This window comes from Lentzea chajnantorensis, from assembly GCF_054300775.1.
In genome coordinates this window covers 8,364,510-8,383,684 of sequence record NZ_JBSDZT010000002.1, presented here as the reverse complement: position 1 = coordinate 8,383,684, position 19,175 = coordinate 8,364,510, and the positions used below count along the sequence as shown (strand labels likewise).

The following is a 19,175-nucleotide window of genomic DNA, read 5'->3' as shown; positions in this document are numbered from 1 at the left end:
GTCAGCCCGTTCTCGGCGGAAGCGGCTGCCGGGGCAGACCGGGGTGCTCCAGGTCGCGGATGCGCGACAGGTCGTAGAGCGGCTTGGCGAGCAGGGCGACGCCGCCTGCCAGCAGGAGGACCAGCGCCGTCTTGGCGAACCGGTGCTCGAAGGGCTGGTCAGCCACCTCCCACGTGGTGCCGATGAGCGTCACGGGCTGCGGCCGGCCGACCTCGGTGAACTGCGAGTGGGCAATCGTCTGCGTGACCTTCTCGCCGGTGCCGGCGGTGATGTCGACGGTGCAGCGCCAGGTGGCGGAGAGGTAGCGCCAGTCGCGGTCGCAGGAGGTGGCGGTGCCGGTGCCCTCGACGGGACGGGGCCAGAAGTCGGCGCGGGCGGCGATGCGGTCGGCTTGGGCGACGGGGCTGCCCTTCGGGCCGTGGTCCTCCCAGAACAGGAAGAGGAAGGCGGCGGCGTAGGTGCAGAGGGCCAGCCAGACCAGGGCGAGCCAGCGTTGGTGGTGTCCTTTCACGACACCGGCTTCCTCTTGTCGCGGAACATGCGGAAGGTGATGAGGAGGGCGATGCCCGGGATGCCCATGAGGCACAGGACGTAAGCCGCCTTGTTGGGTTCCACGCGCCGGGCGAGACCCCATTCCGCGCTGGCCTGGGACGACCTGCCGCCGGTGCGGATCATGGTGCTGGTCATCGGCACCCGCTCGCCGATGTCTGCCGGGGTGAGCAGTGAGTTCTTGCTGCTGTACGGGTAGCGCTTGCCGTCGTCGGCCACGACTGTGGCGTCGCAGTACCAGAGCAGGCCGAAGGCGTACCAGTTGCGGGTGCAGGAGATGTCCTGGGCGTAGCCCTTCGGCTCTCCGCCGGAGGCCGCGTCGCCGTCGAAGAACAGGGTGGCGGCTTGGGAGGTGTAGAGGGCGACGGCCCACAGGACGACGGCGAGGGCGATTCGTTTGGTCATGAGAGGAAGCTCTGGTTCAGCGCGTCGCGTCCGGGGGCGGTGTTCTCCAGGCGCCGGGCCATCTGGAGGTTGGTCAGCGGCTTGGCGACCACCGTGCCGACGAGGAGCAGGAGCACCGTGAACGCCTTGGCGAACCGGTTCTCGTAGGGCTGGTCGACGGCTTCCCAGGCGCCGTCCACCAGCGTCACCGGCTTTTGCTCACCGCGGTCACCGGGAGTGAACCAGGTGATCGACTCCGTGGTCCTGGCACCGGTCTTCGAGGTGACGTCGACGGTGCAGCGCCGAACCGCGCCGAGGTAGCGCCAGTCGCGGCCGCAGGACTGGACGACGCCGGTGCCGTCGGTGGGAAGGGCGACGATGCCGTTGTCGTCGATGTGCGAGGCGACGAAGACGCCGTGCACGAAGAATGCGCCGTAGAGCCCCAGCGCGCCGATAGCAAGGTTCTTCGGCCATTGCGCGCGGAGGCGGCGGGCTTCAGCGAGACGTGCCTCGCGGGTCTTCGGCCAGCCGAGGCGGTCACGTGGCCACAGCACGACGAGGCCGGCGATGCCGAGGGCGATGAAGGCCAGCGTGCCGACGAGGTTCCACGGCATCGGGGCGAACTCGGCCCGTGCGGTGGTGAAGGTCGGTGGCGACTTCTTCGAGGTGAACTTCTCCATCGCGACCTCGGTGCCGATGTCCGCCGGGGTCAGCAGGGACGAGTCGCTGGTGAAGCGGTACTGCGCGCCGTCCGCGTCGGTCACGGTCGCCGAGCAGCTCCAGCGGGTGCCGAGCAGGAACCAGTTGCGGGAGCACTGGATGTCGTCCGCTGTTGCGACCGCTTTGCCCTCGTCGCTCGCGTCAGCCCAGTAGCTGCCGAGGAACGCCGCGCCGTAAAGGCAGAAGACGAGCCACGCGAGGGCGAAGCTGCGTTTGCGGTACTTCGTCACCTGCGGTCCTTCTCATCCCACTTCTGCTTGTCGTCGGCGACGAACATGTTGTTGTGCTCCTTCATGCCTTCCTTGGTGGGAGCGATCAGGTCGCCCCAGTTCGGCATGAGGTGGCTGATGTCGCGGCTCGAAACGGCGCGGACCCAGTTCTGGCCGTCGAGCAGGCCCTTGCTGAGCGGTGCGTCGATGCGGTCACCCGCGTTCTGCACCGCTGTCCGCGGGTCGGGCAGGTCGTCACGGCGTGTGCTCAGGGGTGGCTGGTTCATTCGCTCGTAGTAGTCCTTGATCGCCTGCTTGCGGCTGGGACCGTTCTCCTTCACGCGGGCTGCCCAGTCGTCGCCCTTCTGGCTGGTGCGCTGCGCCCAGTCGTCCACCCTGGTCATGGCGTTGTCGGCGGACTCGCGAATCCGGGTGCCGGCGTCGGTCAGGTTGTCGCCGAGCTCGTCGAGGCCGTCGGCGCGGGAGGTCCGCGTCGCGGCGTCGTGCGCGAGTTCCCCGGCGCGTTGGTTGCCAAAGGGCGAGTTCGGCATCGACTTGCCGAGGGCGGCCAGCTCGTCGGCCTTCTTGCGCATGACGTCGCCGGCGGCCTTGGCGAGTCCGCCGAGCTTGTCGAGCGCCTTGAACAGCTTCGTCAGGAACTTCATGATCTTGGTGCCGATGGAGATCGCCTTCGTCACCGCGCGGGTGATGAAGGCGGCGACCGAGGCGCCCGCGGTGGGAACGGCTGCCGCGGCGGCGGGAATGCCCCAGGCCAGGAGGGTGCCGGCGAGCTCGGCGATCAGGTCGCGGACCAGGGTCCTCGTCGCGGCCACGCAGACGCCCGCGACCTTGATCTTGTTCGCCACCGCCGCCGCCGCTTCGGACGTCTGGTGGAGGCTGCCGATGAGCACGGAGCAGCGCATCCGGTAGGTGTCCGCGGCGGGACCGGTCCAGCCACCGAGGGAGGAGAGCTGGGTCTGGTACCCGTCCCTCTCCTCGCCGAGGCGCTTGGCGATGTTCTCCCAGGTGGTCGCGGCGGCCTCGATGGCGGGTGGGTCACCTGCCAGCTTGTCGAACGGCTCGCGGACGAAGTCGACGTTCTCGATGATCCAGCCGACGACCGACGCGGCCAGGGTGCCCAGCGGGTCGGCCATCAGGCCGGCCACGTCCATCACGGCCGCGGCGGCGTCGATGCCGAGTGCCGTCGGGTCCAGGCCCTTCCCCTCCTGGAACGGCAGGACGACGTCGCGCGCCACGTCCTCGAGGGAGTCGAACGGGCCTGCCCCGGTGAGCCCCTTCGTGTCGTCCTGGACCTTCGCGATCAGCGGTTCGCTCACTGGTGCAGCCCTTCCAACGAGCCTGCGTTGCCGGTGTCGGTGTTCTGGTAGAGCTCCGCGGTCTTGCCGAGCTGGTCGCCGGTCGCCTCCACGACGGCGGGCAGCAGGCCGACCAGCTGCTTCGCCTTGTCCAGCTCGTCGTTGAAGATGAACGCGTAGGCCTGGCAGAGCTCGCCCATCACGTTCGGGCCGAGACTGGTCTGGGAGGCCGTCACGACCTCCTGCAGCGACGGCGCGACGGCGTTGACCAACTGCTTGCCGTGCGCGGCGATCGCATCGGACCGGGCGGCGAATCCTCCGGTCATCGCAGCACCGAGTTCCCGCCGAAGTCGTCGTCGTCGCCCTGCGGCGGGGCAGGGCGGCCGGGTGGTTCGGAGACGGTGCCCGCCGGGTCGATCACGGCGATGCCCCGGTCGATCTGTTCGCGCAGGAAGGCCATGCCCTCGCCGTCGCCGAGGACGGGCTGGAGGGTGGTCTCGATCTTGCGGGCGGCTTCGACCTGGGCGCGGCGGATGGTGTCCATGATGGTGCGGGCCAGGGTGGTGTGGCCGAGGTCGTCGGCGCGCGGGGTGAGGTGCAGGGACTCGATGCGGCCGCCGGAGCCGACGGTGACGGCGACCGAGCCGTCGGGGCTGTGGGCTTCGGTGCGGGAGTCGCGGAACGCGGTCTGGATCGCGGTGGCCTGTTCCTGGGCCTGGGCGAGGCGCTGTTCGAAGGACGCGAGGTACTCGTACGGGTCGGTCACGGTTCGGATGTTCTCATTCCTCACGACTCTCCGCGCACGGTTCGGCACAATGCGTGCATGTTCATGCCGCTGGTGACGAGGGAGATGCGGGAACGGGCGCGGCTCGTGCCCAACAACTGGTTGCACGTGGTGGATCCCGCGTACGACCGGGTCGTGGCCGAGGCGGTGGTCGGGCGCTACCTCGTCGACGAACGCGGGGAGATCACCGGGCAGTACGTGCCGAACCCGCGGTACCGGGCGAAGGAGCTGGTCTTCGACAACGACCTGGAGTCGTTGATGTACCTCGTGCAGCACGGGCGGGCGGAGAAGCGGGAGCTGGTCGACGCGGTGCTGGCCGCCGAGCTGGTGCTGCCCGCGGACCCGGCGCGCAGGGCGCGGGAGCACGTGGTGATGCGCGGGAACGTCATCGACGCGTTCGCGTCGGAGAAGGCGGTGCCGCCGGACTGGCCGCCGCACTGGCAGCGGTTCAGCGGGGTCGAGCTGGCGGTGGTCGCCGACGCGGTCGCGGAACCGGTCGTGGTGGTGATCGGCGCGCAGGGCGGGGTGCGGTTCGAGGTTCCGGGGGACGTGCTGGTCGACGGGCTGCGCGCGGTGATCACGATGTGGTGAACCAGGGGGCGCCGGGGAGCAACAACGGCGTGCTGTTGCGCCGATCGGGCTAACCTCCGGCCGTGCGGACGAGGCTGAACCCGGTGCAGCAGGCGGTGGTGGCCGCCGGACGGCCGTTGCCGCAGCTCACGGACCCGTTGGAGGTCGAGCTGCGGGTCAGTGCCGCGGTGGGGGCGGTGGCGCACGACGAGCAGTTCTGGGAGGTCGTCGTCCGGCACCTGGCCGACCTGCCCAGCCGGCGCAGCGGGGCGTTGCTCACGGCGCTGGGGCACCTGGTGCCGGGACGGGTCGGGGCGTGGGCGCGGGAGGCTGCGCGGGAGCAGGAACGGCCGCCGTGGGACCTCGGGCGGCTCGTGTTCGGGGAGTGCTGGATCGGGGACCGCTCGATCGACGCGGGCTATCTCGCACTGATGTGCACCTATGCCTATGACGACGAGCCGCACGCCATGGTTTTCATGATCGACGAAATCAGCGGGAGCCTCACGCGGCACGCGTTCCTGACGCGGCAGGTGCAGGAGACGCTGGCGCGGGTGGAGGAGCAGGTGCGGCTCCAGGCGATTCCACCGGAAGCGGCGCACTGGCTGCTTTCCCGCAGCTACGACCGGTTCGAACGGCGGCCGGGGCTCGCGGTGAGCGCGGACGTGCACCACACGCGGCTGGTGGCGCGCAGGCGCATCGGGCTCGCCATGAATTAGGGCTGTGCGGATCGCAACGTGCTGGTTCGGCCGACTGTGCAGATTGTCTGTAGCTCGATCGTGACTCCGCCATTACTGTCCGAGTTGTCGATCACAGGGCGGAGGGACGATCATGGCCGCTCTTCTCGGACATGACGACCAGACCCTCACCCGTGTCCCTGACCAGGCGCGGCACCCGTGGTTGTCGGTCGCGACCCAGCGCTTCGGGCAGACTTCCGCGCTGAGCCAGTTGCTGCTGGGCGCGACCCTCGGGTTCGGCATGGAGTTCTGGGACGCGTTCCTCGCGCTGACGATCGGCGCCGTGCTGCTCAACGTCCTCGCGATCGCGGTCGGCGTGATCGGGCAACGCGAAGGGCTTCCCACGGCGGTCCTCAGCCGCTGGACCGGGTTCGGGCACGCCGGGTCGGCCGTGCTCGGGCTGGTCGTCGCGCTCGCCGCCACCGGGTGGTTCGGGGTGCAGACGGGGCTCGCCGGGGTGGCGCTCGCCGGGGTCGCGGGACTGCCGGCGCCGGTGTGGTCGCTGGTGTTCGGGCTCGCGGTCACCGTCATCGCCGCTTTCGGCGTGCGGTGGAGGGCGTGGACGGCCTACCTGACCGTGCCCGCCTATCTCCTCCTCGTCTTCTGGGTCGTGCACGCGAACGTCGCCGACGTCCCCGCGGCGGTGGCGGCACCGGCGCCGGGACCGGGGATCGGCCTGCCGACCGCGGTCACGCTGGTCGTCGGCAGCTTCGTCCTCGGTGCCGCGATCGCGCCGGACACCACCAGGTTCAACCGGTCCACGGCGGACGTGGTGAAGCAGACCGTCCTCGGCGTCACGGCCGGGCAGTGGGTCGCCGGGTGCGCGGGCGTGCTCCTCGCGCACGGGCTCGGCACCACCGACGTCATGGGCGCGGTCAGCCGGTCGGGCGGCTGGGTCGGCGTGCTGGTCGTCGTCGCGGTGGTGCTGAAGGTCAACGACTGGAACCTCCGCTCCGCCTCGCTCGGGCTCGGCAACTTCTTCGACGCGGTGTTCGACCGGCGGATCAGCCGGGCGCAGGTGACCGTCGTGGCCGGCTGCGCGGGCAGCTTCCTGGCCGCAGCGGGAATCCTGCACCAGTTCACGCACTTCCTGGTGCTGCTCGGCGTGGTGTTCCCGCCGGTCGCCGGGATCATGATCGCCGAGTACTACGTGGTGCGGCGGTGGCGCAACGAGATCATCTCCACCCGGCCGCGCGTGCCCAGGTCGGCGCCGTCGTGGGTGCCCGCGACCGTGGTCATCTGGCCCGCCTCCGCCGTCGTCGGCGAGCTCGTCCCGTTCGGCCAGCCCAGTGTGAACGCGCTCCTGCTCGCGTTCGCGCTCTACGTCTCAGCTGGCCGGTTGGACCTGCTGCGCATGCGGTGCAGGCGTGCCACGAACCGTAGGGTGGCCGGGGAAGCGACCGCTGTCTGAGGGGTTCGTACATGCACATCGGTATCGACGTCGGCGGCACGAACACCGATGCCGTTCTCGTTGACGGACGCCGCGTCCTGGCCGAGTGCAAGAGAACCACGACCGCCGACGTCACCACCGGCATCGTCGCCGCGGTCGGCGGGCTGCGGGCGGCGTGCGCGTTCGAACCCGCGGCCGTGCGGGCGGTCATGATCGGGACCACGCACTTCGTCAACGCCGTCGTCGAGGGCAGGGGCCTCGCGCAGACCGCGGCCGTGCGGCTCGGACTTCCCGCCACGAAAGCACTTCCGCCGTTCGTCGACTGGCCGGACCGGCTGCGGCGGGTGATCGGCGGGCACGCCTACCTGTGCCACGGCGGGTACGAGTACGACGGCCGGCTGATCTCGCCGCTCGACCACGACGAGCTGCGCGCGGTGGCCGCTGACATCGCCGCGAAGGGCGTGCGGTCGGTCGCGATCTCCTCGGTGTTCTCGCTCGTCGACGGCGACCTCGAACGCCAGGCGGCGGAGGTCCTCACCGCAGAGGTGCCGGACCTGGTGGTCAGCTTCTCCCACGAGCTCGGCCGGCTCGGCCTGCTGGAGCGGGAGAACGCGACGATCATCAACGCCGCGCTGCGCGAGCTCGCCGCGCAGATCGCCGACGGGCTCGTGGAGTCGTTGGCGGCACAGGGCATCGACGCGCCGCTCTTCCTCAGCCAGAACGACGGCACGCTGATGGACCTGGAGCACGCGCGCTGCTACCCGGTCGCCACCTTCTCCTCCGGGCCGACGAACTCGATGCGCGGCGGCGCGTTCCTGTCCGGGCTGGACGAGTGCGTGGTGGTCGACGTCGGCGGCACCACGACCGACGTCGGCGTGCTGCACAACGGTTTCCCGCGCGAGGCCTCCTCCCAGGTGCAGATCAGCGGGGTGCGCACGAACTTCCGGATGCCCGACGTGCTGTCGGTCGGCCTCGGCGGCGGCAGCGTCGTGCGGGAACGCGACGGCGTCCTCGTCGGACCGGACAGCGTCGGATTCCGGTTGGCGCAGAAGGCCCTGGTGTTCGGCGGTGACACGTTGACGGCCACGGACGTCGCCGTCGCCGCCGGGCGCGCGGACATCGGCGACGCCTCGCTCGTGCGCCACCTGGACCGCTCGCTGGTGACCGCGGTGCTCTGCCACGCCGGCGAGCGCATCACCGGGCTGGTCGACCGGATGCGCGCGAGCCCGACGCCGGTGCCGGTCGTGCTGGTCGGCGGCGGCAGCGTCCTGGTGCCGGAGGAGCTCGCCGGTGTCAGCGAGCTCGTCCGGCCGGAGCACCACGGGTTCGCCAACGCCATCGGCGCGGCGATCGCGCAGGTCGGCGGCGAGGTGGACCGCGTGTTCACGATCGACCCGGCACGGCGCGGCGACGTGCTCGACGCGGCCAGGCAGGAGGCCGTGGACAAGGCGGTGGCCGCGGGCGCGAAGGCGGACACCGTGCGGATCGTGGAGGTCGAGGAGATTCCGTTGGCCTACTTGCCGGGCAACGCGAGCAGGGTGCGCGCACGGGCCGTGGGCGATCTCGTGCTGGAGGGCCTGCCGAGGAGGGCCCGTGCGTGAGATCGGAGTCGAGGAGCTGCGGTACCTCGCCCGCGGCGCGGCGATCCTGGGCGCGGGCGGCGGTGGTGACCCCTACATCGGGCGGCTCGTGGCGGAGCAGGCGCTGCGGGAGCACGGGCCGGTGCTCGCGGTCGAGCCGCACGAGGTGCCCGACGACGCGCTGGTGGCCGGCATCGGCATGATCGGCGCCCCGACCGTGATGGTCGAGAAGCTGCCCTCCGGCACCGAGGCGGTGACGGCTTTCCGGACCCTGCAACGGGAGCTGGGCCGCCCGATCACGCACGTGCTGCCGATCGAGGTCGGCGGGATGAACTCGCTGGCGCCGTTCCCGGTCGCCGCCGCGCTCGGGCTGCCGGTGCTGGACGCGGACTGCATGGGCCGCGCGTTCCCGATGGTGCAGATGGTGGTGTGCACGCTCGACGGCGTGCAGGCCAAGCCGCTCGCGGTCGCGGACGAGAAGGGCAACTCGGTCGTCCTCGACGTGCTCGACAACCACTGGGCGGAACGGCTCGCGCGCTCGGCGGCGGTCAGGATGGGCTGCACGGCGGTCCTGTGCAGCTTCCCGATGTCCGGTGCGCAGGCCCGCGGCACCGTCATCCCGCGCACGCTGACCCGCGCGGCCCGGCTCGGGCGGCTCGTCGAGCAGGCGCGGCGCGACCACGCCGACCCGTGCGCGGCCGTGGCGGACCACCTCGGCGGGCGGGTGCTGTTCACCGGCAAGGTGGCCGGCGTGCTGCGGGAGAACGACCCCGGCTTCGCCAGGGGCGAGGCGCTGCTGGAGGGGTCCGGCGCGCACGACGGGTCGCGCTGCCGGCTCGCGTTCCAGAACGAGCACCTCGTGGCCACCCGCGACGACGTGGTGGTGGCGTCCGTGCCCGACCTCATCTGCGTGCTGGAGGCCGACGGCGAACCGGTCCCCGGCGAGCGGCTGCGGTACGGGCAGCGCGTGGTCGTCGTGGGAGCGCCGTGCCACCCGCGCTGGCGGACGCCGGAGGGGCTTGCGCTGGTGGGCCCGTCGGCGTTCGGCTACCCGCACGGGTACGAGCCGCTCGGACCGGCCTGACCGCCCCGGACGCGCCGTCGCGGGAGCTTCTCGCCCGCACGGCGCGGCACTACTGTTCCGCGCATGCACCTGCTCCAGCCCGACGAGGTCGACCGGCTCGCGCTGGGCGTGGTCGTGCTCGGCAGCGGTGGGGGCGGCGGGGAACGCGAGACGCACGCCTTCGCGGCCATGTTGCGCCAGCAGTTGCGGGAGAGCGGCCCGGTCACCGTCCTGTCGCCGGAGGAGGCGGACCCGGACGGGCACGGCGCGCGGGTCGGGCTGATCGGTGCGCCGTCGGTGGTGATCGAGAAGCTGCCGTCCGGCCGGGAGGCGGAGGAGGCGCTCAAGGCGTTGCGGGGCCACGACGACACGGCCGTGACCGCCGTGATCGGGTGGGAGGTCGGCGGGTGCAACGGCCTGCTGCCGCTCATCCTGGCCGCGCGGCTGGGCCTGCCGTACGTCGACGTGGACGGGATGGGGAGAGCGTTCCCACGGATCGACCAGACGACCTACGACGCGGCCGGGCTGCCCACGACCCCGTTGGCCATCACCGAACCCGGCGGCAACCGGGCCGTGCTCGACGCGACCGGCATCGAGAAGCTCGCGCGCACGGTCATGGTCGACTTCGGCGGCTGGGCGATGATGGTGGCGAAGCCGTTGCGGCTCGGGGACGCGCTCGGCGCGGGCGTGACGGGCTCGCTGATGCGGGCGTTGCGGCTGGGGGAGATCTGGTCGCGCCGGACCGCACCCGTCGCCGACAGGGCCGCGGAGTCGGGCGGGTTCCTGGTGGCACGGGGGAAGGTCGTCGAGGTCTGGCGCGAGTCGAGCGGTGACTTCCCGCGCGGGACGGCGGCGCTGCGGCTGCTGGACGACGACGACGCCTACGTGCGCCTGGAGATGCAGGGCGAGTACCTGGCCGCGCTGGCCGACGGCGAGACCCTCGTGACGACGCCCGACCTGCTCTGCTGCCTCGACGCCGAGTCGGGCACGCCGGTGTCGGCGGAGCGGCTCACGTTCGGCGCCGTGGTCGACGTGGTAGCGCTCCCATCACCGGCGCAGTGGCTGCACGGCGACGTGCTCGGCCGGGTGGAACCGCGGGCGTTCGGCTACGACCTCGACTACGTGCCCTTCGGGGCCGCCCGGTGATCGACGACGCCGACGCGCTGACCGTGCGGGACCTGCTCGACATCGGCGTGCTCGACGACGCCTCTCTGCTCGCCGGTGGACGTGGGCTCGACGTCGAGGTCGGTGACGTGCGGCTGGCGGCGGACCTGACCGCGGTGGAGGCGTGCGCCGCCGGTGACGTGGTGATCCTGACCGGGAACCAGCCGTACCTCGTCGAGGTGGCGCTGCGCAGGGCCTACAGCGCGGACGTGCGGGCCGTCGTGCTGGTGCGGCCGGTCTCCGGCACCCACCAGCCGCCGTCCGCCGCGACGCTGTCGTTCGCGAACCGGCTCGGCGTGCCGCTGCTGCAGACCGGTGCCGCCGATCCGCTGCTGGTGGCCGATGCGCTGCGCACCGCGGTCCGCCATCCCGAGGTGGTCGCGGCCCGGTTGCTCGTCGCCGTCACCGCGCGGCTGGGCCGGTCCCGCCCCGACCCGCGGTCGGTCGTCACCATCCTGTCCGGCGAGCTGCACGTGACGTGCGCGGTGATCAGCGCCGACGGCACCGCGATCGAGGGCCTGGCCCCACCGGGCCTGCCCGCCGACGTGCTGGTGGGCTCGGTCGCGACGACCGTGGAGCTGGCCGAGGGCTTCGCCGCCGCCGTGCCGGTGGAGACCGACCGCACCGGTCACGTGCACCTGTGGCTCGTCGTGCACGCCGGCGGACGCAACCGGCGCTGGGCGCAGACGGTGCTGCAGATCAGCCAGGTCGCGTCCTGGGCGCTGGGCAGCTGGGTCGCCGCCGAACGGCTGGAGACCGAACGCAGGGCCCGTTCCCGCGGCTCGCTGCTGTCGGAGCTGCTCGCGGCCGGTGACCACGTGCCGCCGCTGCTGGTGCAACAGGCGGTGCTCGCGGGGTGGCGGCTCGACGGCTGGCACACCGGCGTCCACGTGGTGGCACCCCCGCCGGTGCCCGGTGTGCACGACCCCGGCCACACCGAACGGCTGCGCGTCGAGCTGTCCCGCCGCGGCCTGCACGGCCAGCTCGTCGAGGGTGCGGAGGGCTGGTCGTTCTGGCTCACCAACGACTCAGAGCCACCGCAGTCGCAGCACCGCGAGCTGACCGCGCGGATCGCCGCCGCGCTCGGCCCGAGCCGGTTGGTGGCGGGCATCGGCCGGCCGCACCCGGGAGCGGCCGGTGTCGGGCGGACGCTCGCGGAGGCGCGTGAGGCGGCGGCGATGACCGGCACGGCGAAGGTCGTGCACATCGACGAGCTCGGCGTGCGGCGGTTGCTGTCGATGGCGGCCGAGACGCCGGCGCTGGTCGAGCAGGCGACCCGGCTGCTGGAACCGCTGGTGGGGGTGGAGGACGGGCAGCTGCTGCGGACCCTCGCCGTGTACCTCGACGAGGAGTCCGTGACGTCGTCGGCCGCGGTGCGGCTGAAGGTGCACCGCAACACCGTGTCGCAGCGGATCAACCGGGCGGAGCAGCTGCTCGGGGTGAGCCTGCTGAACGCCGACGAGCGACTGGCCGTGCACCTGGCCTGCCGGGCGGCCCGCGCGTCCGACGAGCTCTAGCCCCGCTCCAGAGCCCTCGTCCGTGGCACAGGCAGATGCCGGTGAAGCTAGGTCGGGACGAACGCGGGCAGCACGGCGTCCACCTCGTAGCCGCCGTCCGACGTCGGGCCGGCGGTCAGGGTGCCACCGACCATCTCCACGCGGCCGCGCAGGCCGAGCAGGCCGGTGCCCGGTGTCGGCAGAGGACCGGGGGCGGTCGCGGGCGGGGTGTTGCGGATGACGGCGCGGACACTGTTCGGTCCACAGTGGACGGTTATGGCGGTCTCGGCGCCGGGCGCGTGCTTGTGGACGTTGGTCAGGGACTCCTGGACGACGCGGTACATCGTGCGGCGGACGGCGGGGGAGACGGTGTCGGCGTCGCCGTGCTCGGTCAGGGTGACGGTGAGGCCGGTGGCGGCGACGAGGCTGGACAGCTCGTCGGGCAGGACGTCCGGGATGCGGGCGGTGCGGCCCGCGCGCAGGACGCCGACCAGGTCGCGCAGCTCGTCGAGGGCCTTCAGGCCCGCGGTGCGCAGGTCGTCGGCGGCCCTGCGCACGGCGTCGGTCCGCGCGGCCATGCGGAGGGCGCCGGCGTGCAGGACCACCAGCTTCAGGCGGTGGGTGACGACGTCGTGCATCTCGGAGGCCAGGCGGGTGCGTTCGTCGGCGCGGGCCTGTTCGAGCAGCAGGGCCTGAGCGGCCTGGGCCTGGCTGAGGCGGTGCTGGGTGCCCTGGTGCAGGCCGGTGAGGGCGGCGATCACGAGCAGGGCCGGGGTGGTGGGGTCCGGTGACCAGGCGCCGAGCGCCCACGCCGCGGGCAGCGTGGCGGCGACCCAGCGGCGGCGGGGCTGGGTGGCGACCGTGACGGCAACCGGGAACGCGGCGTAGCTCGGGGCGAGCAGGCAGAGCAGCCCGACCGCCGTGGCCGAGGTCAGCGGGCGGGAACGGCGCCACCACAGCGCGGCGGCGGCGAGCAGGTGCACCGCCAGGTAGGCGGCGGTCGGGGCGGCCACCAGGTGTGCGGGCGCGGTCAGCTCGCGCCACGTGCCCAGGGCTGCGACGAGCAGCACCAGTGCCAGGTCGCCGGCGGCTTTCACCTCCCTGACGATACTGCGCGGAAGTGGTCCGGATCACCTACGTCAGCAGGCTGTGGACCCTACTTTCGCAGGTGGCGACCGGTCCGGTTTCCGCCTGCCGGACACCGTTGTCCGGCAGGCGGTTCGAGGTCCTGTGTGGACTCGCGTCATGGCCTGCCGAACAGCACTGTCCACAGGGACGACCTGCCGAGCGCCACGGACGAAACCGGCTCGCCGGGTACGAGGACCGGTGTGCGGTTGCGCTCTCGTACACCGTATGGGAGCCTTGACCACATGATCTTCTGACACCACATCCGTGCATCCGAACTTCTCCTCTCGGTAGTGGGTGGTGTCATGTCAGGTCAGTTGACGCTGAAGAAGATCAGCAAGAGCTTCGCCCACCGGCGGGTGTTCGACGACGTTTCGCTCACGGTCAGGCCGGGCGAGCGGGTCGGCGTCGTCGGTGAGAACGGTTCGGGCAAGTCGACGTTGCTACGGCTGGCCGCCGGGGTGGACACCCCGGACGACGGCGAGGTCACCGTGGTGGCGCAGGGCGTCGGGCACCTCGGGCAGGTGCTCGACCTGCCGCCCGGCGCGACCGTGGGCGACGCCGTCGACTCCGCGCTGGCCGACCTCCGGTCGCTGGAACGGCGGCTCGCGGTCGCGGCGCGGGAGCAGCGGCTCGCGGAGTACGGCGACCTGCTCACGGCGTTCGAGCTGCGCGGCGGGTACACGGCCGACGCGCGGGTCGAGGCGGCCATGTCGGCGCTCGGGGTCGGCGGGATCGGCCGGGACCGCGAGCTCGGCGCGGTGTCCGGCGGGCAACGGGCCCGGCTCGCGCTCGCGGGAGTGCTGTCGGCGGAACCGGAGCTGTTGCTGCTGGACGAGCCGACCAACCACCTCGACGGGGAAGCGTTGCGGTGGCTGGAGAAAAGGCTGCTGGCCCACCGCGGCACGGTGGTCGTGGTGACGCACGACCGGCTGCTGCTGGAACGGGTGGCCACCACGATCGTCGAGGTCGACGGCGACCGGCGGACCACCGCCCGCTACGGCACCGGGTACGCGGGCTACCTCGCCGAACGCAGGGCCGCGCGGCAGCGGTGGGAGCAGGCGTACGCGGAGTGGACGGGCGAGGTCGGCCACTGGACGCGGTGGCGTGGCACGACAGCGCACCGGGTCGCGCCCGGCCGCCCGATCCCCGACCACAACAAGTGCAAGTACAACGGCGACGGGCGGCGGGTGCAGGCGTCCGTCCGGACACGGGTGCGCAGCGCCTCCGAACGGCTGGAGCGGTTGCGCGCCGCACCCGTGCCGAGGCCGCCGGACCCGTTGCACCTCAACGCTCCGCTCGACGCGGCAGTGCGCGAGGGCGCGGTGCTGGAGCTGCGGGACGTGGTGGTCGGCGAGCGGCTGGCGCTGGCGGAGCTGACCGTCGACGCGGGGCAGCGGCTGCTGGTGACCGGGCCGAACGGTGCGGGCAAGTCGACGTTGCTCGACGTGCTCGCCGGGGTGCTGCGACCGGACAGCGGCACAGTCGAACGGCACGGTGCCGTCGGCTACCTGCCGCAGGAAACCGTTGTCGCACAACCACGACAGCCGGTGCTGGCGGCCTTCGGCGGTGACGCCGGCGAGCTGGCGGCGCTGGGGTTGTTCCGGGAGGACGACTTCGCGACCCCGGTGGGCGCGCTGTCGGTGGGGCAACGGCGGAGGCTCGCGCTGGCGCGGCTCCTGCGGGTCGAGTGGGACGTGCTGCTGCTCGACGAGCCGACGAACCACCTGTCGCCCGCGCTGGTGGAGGAGCTGGAGGCGGCGCTCGCGGACTACCCCGGCGCGGTGGTCGTGGCGTCGCACGACCGGTTGCTGCGTCAGCGCTGGCACGGCGCCCGCCTCGGCGAACGGCTGCGGGCCGAGGAGGCGCCGCTGGTGCGCCTGCTCGACCTGACCGGCGGTACCGACGAGGTGCGGCACCGCCGGGCGATCAGCGCCTCCGCTCACGGCCGGAAGATCGGCTCGATCCAGTAGTTGCTCGCGTTCCACGTCTCGGTGGGGAAGCCGCCACCTTCGCCGTAGCGGTAGACCCCGGCCTCCACCCCGGCGTAGAACGGCGCGTTCGCCACGCCGCCGAGGAAGTAGCCCTCGGAGGCGACGTACCCGCCGGCCGGTGTGTAGTAGGAGACGACGTAGTCGACGCCCGGCTGCACCGGGACCGGGGTGTCGAAGGTGATCCGCTGCGAGTGCGCGGCACCGGGCGCGGCCTGCTGCGCGAGCAGCGTTCCGTCCGGTCCCCAGACCCGTGCGGTCACGGGACCGGTGTAGCCGCCCCGGCGCAGGACCACGGCCGGGACCGAGCCCGCGCGGTCGAACCGGGTGCGCAGACCGAGCTCGACGGCGGCGAGGTCGGGGTCGAGCTCGGCCGGATGGCCCGGCTGCGGCGGCAGGACCAGCTTGGTGTCGCCGTGCAGCGGCGGGGTGGTGCTGCCGCCGACGTGGATGGTGGTCGAGGCGGTGACCGCGCCGAGCGCCGAGGCGGTGCGGGCGCGCGCCCAGATCGTGACCGGGCCGGGAACGCTCGGGAAGAGCACCGTCGACCACGTCTCGGTGCGCGCGTCGAGCGAGGTCCAGTTGACCCCGTCGGAGGAGAACTCGACGGTGGTGACGCCGCCGGACTCGCCGTTGACCGCGCCACCGGCGAGCACCAGCGGGGTGTTGAGCGGTACCGAGGTGCCCGTGCTCGGCGAGTGGATCATCGCGTACGGGGTGTCCGCCGCGAGGGCGGGCGCCGCCTGGAGCAGGAGCAGGGCCGGCAGGAGTGCGGCTAATCGCTTCATGGTGCGCAAGTGTCGCACCAGCGGCGGACGGCCCCTGCCTCGGCCGAACGACCGACCCCCGCCCGGGTTGCCGTCTGAAAGCACGACTTTTCCCGGCCCGCCGACCGATCCGGCCGGGTGCCGGTGATCGGCACGCTCGTCCACGTCGGACGGCGGGAGGGCGCGGGCGGTGCTGGATCAGGTGGTTACCCGGTGGGTGGTGCGGATCGACCTCCGCTGGGTGTGGGCGGCGGTCGCGACCGGGGTGCTGGTGTGGGTGGCGGCACGCGTTCCCCACGGCGGTTCGCTGGACCTGCGGGTGTACCTCGCGGGCGGGGAGGCGCTGTGGTCGGGCGAGGGCCTCTACGGACCGGACTTCCCCGGCCCGCGGGGGTTGCCGTTCACCTACCCGCCGTTCGCCGCCGCTCTCTTCGGCCTGCTGGCACCGCTGCGGCTCGTGGTCGCCGCGGTGGCGTGGGCGGCGGCCGGGATCGTGCTGTTCACGCTCGCGTGCCAGGTCGCGGTGAGCCGGGCGGCCGCGCCGGGCACCGTGCCGCGGGCCGGGTTCGGGCTGGCGGCGGCGTGCCTGCTGCTGGAACCGGTGCGCGGCGGGCTCGACCTCGGGCAGGTCAACCTCGTGCTGCTGGGCCTGGTCGCCCTGGACTGCCTGCTGCCGCGCACGCCGTGGCCGCGCGGGCTGCTGGTCGGGCTCGCCGCCGCGGTGAAGCTGACGCCAGCGGTCTTCGTGCTGTTCTTCCTGTGCCGCGGGCGGTGGCGCGCGGTGGCGACCGCCGTGGCGGCGTTCGCGGGCTGCGCCGCCGTCGGCTGGGTGCTGGCGCCGGGGGAGTCGCGGCGGTTCTGGTTCGACGCCGTGCTCGACCCGCAGCGCGTCGGCGGCCTCGCGTACACGGCGAACCAGTCGCTGCGCGGGCTGCTGGTGCGGGCGCAGGCACCGGAGTCGCTGTGGGTCGTGCTGTGCGCGGCGGTGGTCGCGGTGCTGCTGCTCGTGCTGCCGCGGTTGCGGGACGACCTGACCGCCGTGGTGGCGGTCGCCGTCACCGGCCTGCTGGTCTCGCCGGTGTCCTGGTCGCACCACTGGGCGTGGGTCGCGCTCGCGGTCCCGCTGCTGCACGGCCGGGTGCGCGTCGCGGTCGTGCTGCTCTTCGCGGCCGGCGTGCACTGGTGGCTGCCCAAGGAGGCCGATCGCGAGCTGCGGTGGACGTGGTGGCAGCACCTCGCCGGCAACGCCTACGTGTGGCTCGGGCTGGCCTTCCTCGGCTGGTGTTTAATGCGAACACGCAAACTTGCGCGTACGCAAGAATGGCGGCTACCCTCGGCGGCGTCGACCGACGCGGAGGAGAACGGCCATGCGGGGCAAGGGAATCGCGTACAGCACGGGGTTCGTGCTGAAGGGGGAGAACTCGTTGCCGGTGTTCGACCCGGAGGCGGTGCGGCGTGACCTGCGGGTCATCCGCGACGAGCTGCACTGCACCGCCGTGCACCTGGTCGGCGGCGACCCGGACCGGCTGGAGCGGGCTGCCCGGTGGGCGGCCGAGCTGGGACTGGAGGTCTGGTTCTCGCCGTACCCGCTGGAGCTGACGGCGCAGCAGCTCACCGCGTTGCTCGCCGACTGCGCCGAGCGGGCGGAACGGGTGCGCGCGGACGGCGCCGAGGTCGTGTTCGTGACCGGTGTCGAGCTGAGCATCATGAACCGCGGGTTCACCCCCGGTGACGACGTCCTGGACCGCGTCGGGCAGCTGCTGGGGAACCCCGCGCGGATGGCGGAGGCGGCCACCCGGCTGAACGAGTTCCTGGCGGACGCGGTGACGAGGGTGCGCGAGGTGTTCCACGGGCGGGTCACCTATGCGGCCATCCCGTTCGAACGGGTCGACTGGGACCTGTTCGACGTCGTGTCACTGGAGCTGATCCGCTCGGCCGAGGTCGCCGACCGGTACGCCGAGGGCATCCGGTCCGTTGTGGCGCAGGGGAAACCGGTCGCGATCACCGGGTTCGGCACGGCGGCGTGGCGCGGGTCGGGTGCGGTCGCGCCGCGCAGCATGGAGATCGTCGAGCACGACCGGGACGGGCGGCCGGTGGGGATCAAGGCCGGTTACGAGCGCGATGAGGACGAACAGGCGCGGTACCTGCGCGAGGTGCTGGCGGTCTTCGAGGTGGAACGGGTCGACAGCGCGTTCGTGTACCTGTTCGCGCTCAACGACTTCCCGCACCGCCCCGGTGACCCGCGGCGCGACCTCGACATGGCGAGCCCGGGCATCGTGAAGGTCCGCGAGGACGGGTCGTGGGAACCCAAGGCGGCGTTCGCCGCGGTCGCCGAGCACTACGCGCGCACCGGCTGAAACTCGCTTGGCCGCGCGGAAACCGTGCGGCCACAATCGGCTCATCATGAGCACAAGGCTGAGAGCGATCGCCCACGAGACCGTGGCCATCGCGCAGAGCGGTTCTTACCGCACCGCGACGGGAACCGTGCCGGTCGACGTCGCCCCGGCGGTCAGCGGAACGCGGTTGTACACCCCCGAAGACGTCGTGCCGCTGCCCGAGCAGGGCGGTCCGCCGCGCGTCGAGGTCACCGCCGAGTCGACGCTGGTGGCGACCCGGCGGCTGGGCGGGGACGTCGCGGCGCTGGTGTTCGCCTCCGCCCGCAACCCCGGCGGTGGTTTCCTGAACGGCGCGCAGGCCCAGGAGGAGAGCGTCGCGCGGGCGTCGGCGCTGTACCCGTGCCTGCTGGCGGCCGGCGACTTCTACGCCCACCACCGCGCGCACGACGACCTGTCCTACAGCGACCGGGTCATCCACTCGCCGGGCGTGCCGGTGTTCCGCGACGACCGCGGTGAGCTCCTGCCGCGGCCGTACCCGGTGTCGTTCCTCACCGCGGCCGCGCCGAACCTGGGCGCGATCCTGCGCACGCAGCCCGAACGCGCGCCGGCCGTTCCCGGGCAGCTGCGCAGGCGCGCGGTCCGGGTGCTGCACGTCGCGGCCGCCCACGGCCACCGGCGGCTCGTCCTGGGCGCGTGGGGCTGCGGTGTGTTCGCCAACGACCCGGCGACCGTGGCACGGGCGTTCCACGACGCGCTGGGGGAGTGCCGCTTCTTCGACGAGGTGGTGTTCGCGGTGTTCGACCGGCAGCGGGACAGCCCCGCGCTGAGGGCGTTCACCGGGGTGTTCGCCGGGAGCTGACCTCCCGGAAAAAATTTCCGGGGTTCTGTTGAACCGCCGCGGCCCGCTGTCCGTGTGGGTGGCGTCGGGCCGCCAGCCGGCCGGTCGACGAACCCCAGGGAGCACCGATGCCAGCCACGCTGTTGGCCCTGTTCGCCA

Annotated in this window: 18 protein-coding genes and 1 pseudogene; 11 read left to right on the top strand and 8 right to left on the bottom strand. The window is 72.6% G+C overall.

The features are described 5' to 3' along the window. Window position 1: 1 nt before the first annotated feature. From ACVDFE_RS40085 to ACVDFE_RS40060, 6 genes are read right to left on the bottom strand one after another with little or no spacing between them, the layout of a single operon-like run. Window positions 2-511, bottom strand: coding sequence for a hypothetical protein (locus ACVDFE_RS40085; RefSeq protein ID WP_458434074.1), 510 nt, complete (start codon window positions 509-511; stop codon window positions 2-4). Further along, window positions 508-954: a DUF6346 domain-containing protein gene (locus tag ACVDFE_RS40080; RefSeq protein ID WP_458434073.1), complete on the bottom strand. Its 447-nt coding sequence runs from the start codon at window positions 952-954 to the stop codon at window positions 508-510. Before ACVDFE_RS40080 ends, ACVDFE_RS40085 begins: the two co-directional genes overlap by 4 nt. Continuing rightward, on the bottom strand, window positions 951-1,883 hold the full coding sequence (locus tag ACVDFE_RS40075) for a DUF6346 domain-containing protein (RefSeq protein WP_458434072.1): 933 nt from the start codon (window positions 1,881-1,883) through the stop codon (window positions 951-953). The genes ACVDFE_RS40080 and ACVDFE_RS40075 overlap by 4 nt, the downstream gene beginning before the upstream one ends. Next, complete coding sequence (locus tag ACVDFE_RS40070; protein ID WP_458434071.1) at window positions 1,880-3,199, bottom strand: WXG100 family type VII secretion target; 1,320 nt, start codon at window positions 3,197-3,199, stop codon at window positions 1,880-1,882. The genes ACVDFE_RS40075 and ACVDFE_RS40070 overlap by 4 nt, the downstream gene beginning before the upstream one ends. After that, a complete protein-coding gene (locus ACVDFE_RS40065; RefSeq protein ID WP_360400676.1) occupies window positions 3,196-3,504 on the bottom strand; it encodes a type VII secretion target in 309 nt (102 codons plus the stop codon). Before ACVDFE_RS40065 ends, ACVDFE_RS40070 begins: the two co-directional genes overlap by 4 nt. Beyond that, window positions 3,501-3,944, bottom strand: coding sequence for a YbaB/EbfC family nucleoid-associated protein (locus ACVDFE_RS40060; protein WP_360400679.1), 444 nt, complete (start codon window positions 3,942-3,944; stop codon window positions 3,501-3,503). Before ACVDFE_RS40060 ends, ACVDFE_RS40065 begins: the two co-directional genes overlap by 4 nt. A gap of 57 nt (window positions 3,945-4,001) precedes the next feature. Here ACVDFE_RS40060 and ACVDFE_RS40055 point away from each other — a divergent pair, with 57 nt between their 5' ends. The 7 genes from ACVDFE_RS40055 to ACVDFE_RS40025 all read left to right on the top strand — a co-directional run bounded on the left by ACVDFE_RS40055 (window position 4,002) and on the right by ACVDFE_RS40025 (window position 11,980). Next, window positions 4,002-4,553 (top strand): hypothetical protein, encoded by a 552-nt coding sequence (locus ACVDFE_RS40055; protein ID WP_360400682.1) that lies wholly within the window; start codon window positions 4,002-4,004, stop codon window positions 4,551-4,553. Window positions 4,554-4,615: 62 nt separating this feature from the next. Beyond that, window positions 4,616-5,248: a hypothetical protein gene (locus tag ACVDFE_RS40050; RefSeq protein WP_360400685.1), complete on the top strand. Its 633-nt coding sequence runs from the start codon at window positions 4,616-4,618 to the stop codon at window positions 5,246-5,248. Window positions 5,249-5,360: 112 nt separating this feature from the next. Continuing rightward, complete coding sequence (locus ACVDFE_RS40045) at window positions 5,361-6,677, top strand: purine-cytosine permease family protein (RefSeq protein ID WP_360400688.1); 1,317 nt, start codon at window positions 5,361-5,363, stop codon at window positions 6,675-6,677. Between the two features lie 11 nt (window positions 6,678-6,688). Next, window positions 6,689-8,257, top strand: coding sequence for a hydantoinase/oxoprolinase N-terminal domain-containing protein (locus ACVDFE_RS40040; RefSeq protein WP_458434070.1), 1,569 nt, complete (start codon window positions 6,689-6,691; stop codon window positions 8,255-8,257). After that, window positions 8,250-9,320, top strand: coding sequence for a DUF917 domain-containing protein (locus ACVDFE_RS40035; RefSeq protein ID WP_458434069.1), 1,071 nt, complete (start codon window positions 8,250-8,252; stop codon window positions 9,318-9,320). The genes ACVDFE_RS40040 and ACVDFE_RS40035 overlap by 8 nt, the downstream gene beginning before the upstream one ends. 63 nt (window positions 9,321-9,383) lie before the next feature. Continuing rightward, entirely contained in the window at window positions 9,384-10,445 is a 1,062-nt protein-coding gene (locus tag ACVDFE_RS40030) for a DUF917 domain-containing protein (protein WP_360400696.1), read from the top strand. After that, on the top strand, window positions 10,442-11,980 hold the full coding sequence (locus ACVDFE_RS40025) for a helix-turn-helix domain-containing protein (protein ID WP_360400699.1): 1,539 nt from the start codon (window positions 10,442-10,444) through the stop codon (window positions 11,978-11,980). The genes ACVDFE_RS40030 and ACVDFE_RS40025 overlap by 4 nt, the downstream gene beginning before the upstream one ends. A 47-nt stretch (window positions 11,981-12,027) precedes the next feature. Here the strand turns inward: ACVDFE_RS40025 and ACVDFE_RS40020 are convergent, their stop codons facing one another. Beyond that, window positions 12,028-13,056 carry a sensor histidine kinase gene (locus ACVDFE_RS40020; RefSeq protein WP_458434068.1) on the bottom strand — a complete coding sequence of 343 codons (1,029 nt, stop codon included), beginning with the start codon at window positions 13,054-13,056 and terminating at the stop codon, window positions 12,028-12,030. A gap of 333 nt (window positions 13,057-13,389) precedes the next feature. Here ACVDFE_RS40020 and ACVDFE_RS40015 point away from each other — a divergent pair. Then, window positions 13,390-14,925 (top strand): annotated as a pseudogene (locus ACVDFE_RS40015) (ABC-F family ATP-binding cassette domain-containing protein); the annotation flags it as partial. 101 nt (window positions 14,926-15,026) lie between these two features. Here ACVDFE_RS40015 and ACVDFE_RS40010 read toward each other — a convergent pair. Next, window positions 15,027-15,863 (bottom strand): DUF4082 domain-containing protein, encoded by an 837-nt coding sequence (locus ACVDFE_RS40010; protein ID WP_458434067.1) that lies wholly within the window; start codon window positions 15,861-15,863, stop codon window positions 15,027-15,029. Window positions 15,864-16,062: 199 nt separating this feature from the next. Between ACVDFE_RS40010 and ACVDFE_RS40005 the strand changes: the two genes are divergently transcribed. From ACVDFE_RS40005 to ACVDFE_RS39995, 3 genes are read left to right on the top strand one after another with little or no spacing between them, the layout of a single operon-like run. Next, window positions 16,063-17,301 carry a glycosyltransferase 87 family protein gene (locus tag ACVDFE_RS40005; RefSeq protein ID WP_458434065.1) on the top strand — a complete coding sequence of 413 codons (1,239 nt, stop codon included), beginning with the start codon at window positions 16,063-16,065 and terminating at the stop codon, window positions 17,299-17,301. Beyond that, window positions 17,210-18,199: a hypothetical protein gene (locus ACVDFE_RS40000; RefSeq protein WP_458434064.1), complete on the top strand. Its 990-nt coding sequence runs from the start codon at window positions 17,210-17,212 to the stop codon at window positions 18,197-18,199. The genes ACVDFE_RS40005 and ACVDFE_RS40000 overlap by 92 nt, the downstream gene beginning before the upstream one ends. 46 nt (window positions 18,200-18,245) lie before the next feature. Beyond that, window positions 18,246-19,037, top strand: coding sequence for a TIGR02452 family protein (locus ACVDFE_RS39995; protein WP_458434063.1), 792 nt, complete (start codon window positions 18,246-18,248; stop codon window positions 19,035-19,037). Window positions 19,038-19,175 lie beyond the last annotated feature (138 nt).

What these genes read in the sequence shown, in the direction of transcription:
- ACVDFE_RS40080 (WP_458434073.1), bottom strand. Translation starts at nt 954, where the DNA reads ATGACCAAACGAATCGCCCTCGCCGTCGTCCTGTGGGCCGTCGCCCTC.
- ACVDFE_RS40065 (WP_360400676.1), bottom strand. Translation starts at nt 3,504, where the DNA reads ATGACCGGAGGATTCGCCGCCCGGTCCGATGCGATCGCCGCGCACGGC.
- ACVDFE_RS40055 (WP_360400682.1), top strand. Translation starts at nt 4,002, where the DNA reads ATGTTCATGCCGCTGGTGACGAGGGAGATGCGGGAACGGGCGCGGCTC.
- ACVDFE_RS40045 (WP_360400688.1), top strand. Translation starts at nt 5,361, where the DNA reads ATGGCCGCTCTTCTCGGACATGACGACCAGACCCTCACCCGTGTCCCT.
- ACVDFE_RS40040 (WP_458434070.1), top strand. Translation starts at nt 6,689, where the DNA reads ATGCACATCGGTATCGACGTCGGCGGCACGAACACCGATGCCGTTCTC.
- ACVDFE_RS40030 (WP_360400696.1), top strand. Translation starts at nt 9,384, where the DNA reads ATGCACCTGCTCCAGCCCGACGAGGTCGACCGGCTCGCGCTGGGCGTG.
- ACVDFE_RS40010 (WP_458434067.1), bottom strand. Translation starts at nt 15,863, where the DNA reads ATGAAGCGATTAGCCGCACTCCTGCCGGCCCTGCTCCTGCTCCAGGCG.
- ACVDFE_RS40000 (WP_458434064.1), top strand. Translation starts at nt 17,210, where the DNA reads ATGCGGGGCAAGGGAATCGCGTACAGCACGGGGTTCGTGCTGAAGGGG.
- ACVDFE_RS39995 (WP_458434063.1), top strand. Translation starts at nt 18,246, where the DNA reads ATGAGCACAAGGCTGAGAGCGATCGCCCACGAGACCGTGGCCATCGCG.